We start from the raw sequence: 868 nt of genomic DNA, 5'->3' as shown, positions 1-868 counted from the left end.
ACCGCGCGCGTCTTGTGGAATCTGCTCCATGAGTTCACGACCTTCCGCCAGAGCCGGTTCGCGACACTGAAGGAGTGCGACGCGGCGATCCGCCAAGCCCGCCACGAGATCGAGTGGATGGGACAACTCCCCGCACAGGCCGCCCAAGCGGTACTGAAGACCTACCGGCAGGCGTGGGCGAACTTCTTCAACCCCGACCACCCGGCCAAGCCCCCGACGTTCAAGGGCCGGTTCCGGTCCCGGATGGCCGTGGACGTCCCCCAGGCCCGCGACCTGCAGATCACCCGGATCAACCGCAGGTGGGGTGCGGTGAACCTGCCCAAGGTCGGACGAGTGAAGTTCCGGTGGACAAAAGACCTGCCCGGCGTCACCAAGGGCGGGCCCTGCGGCAGGGTCACCGGGGCTCGCCTGGTGAAAGAAGCCCACGGGTGGAACATCGTCTTCCGCATCGAGCCGCTCCTGTCGGCGCCCGTATCGCACACCGGCCCGAAGGCCGGCATGGACCGGGGCATCACGGTCCCCCTCGCCCTCTCCAACGGGGAACACCTTCGCCACGGCCCGTGGCTGAGCAGCGGGCAGAGCGGGCGGCTCCTGCGATTGGAACGCAAAAGCGCCCGTCAGCGTGCCACCCGCGGCAAAGGCAACCCGGTCTCCAACCGGGAACGCCGCACCTACGATCAGATCGCCCGGCTCCGCGCGACAGCCAAGCGCCGAGCCGTCGACTGGCAGCATCAGATCACGACCGGCCTCGCGCGGCGGTTCAGCGCGATCGTGGTCGAAGACCTGAAGATCACCAACATGATGGCCTCGGCGTCTGGGACCGTGCGGCAGCCGGGGGTCAACGTCGCCCAGAAGCGGGGCCTGAACC

At 68.4% G+C, this 868-nt stretch carries 1 protein-coding gene; it reads left to right on the top strand.

Features of this window, described 5'->3' with window-relative positions; translation table 11 throughout:
* On the top strand, positions 1–868 hold an 868-nt coding region (locus IEY87_RS45310; protein ID WP_189145103.1), incomplete at both ends, for an RNA-guided endonuclease InsQ/TnpB family protein.

It is taken from the genome of Nonomuraea glycinis, assembly GCF_014646515.1.
Classification (GTDB): domain Bacteria; phylum Actinomycetota; class Actinomycetes; order Streptosporangiales; family Streptosporangiaceae; genus Nonomuraea; species Nonomuraea glycinis.
Note: the sequence above shows the minus strand (reverse complement) of the source record. Positions and strands in the feature narration are given on the sequence as shown.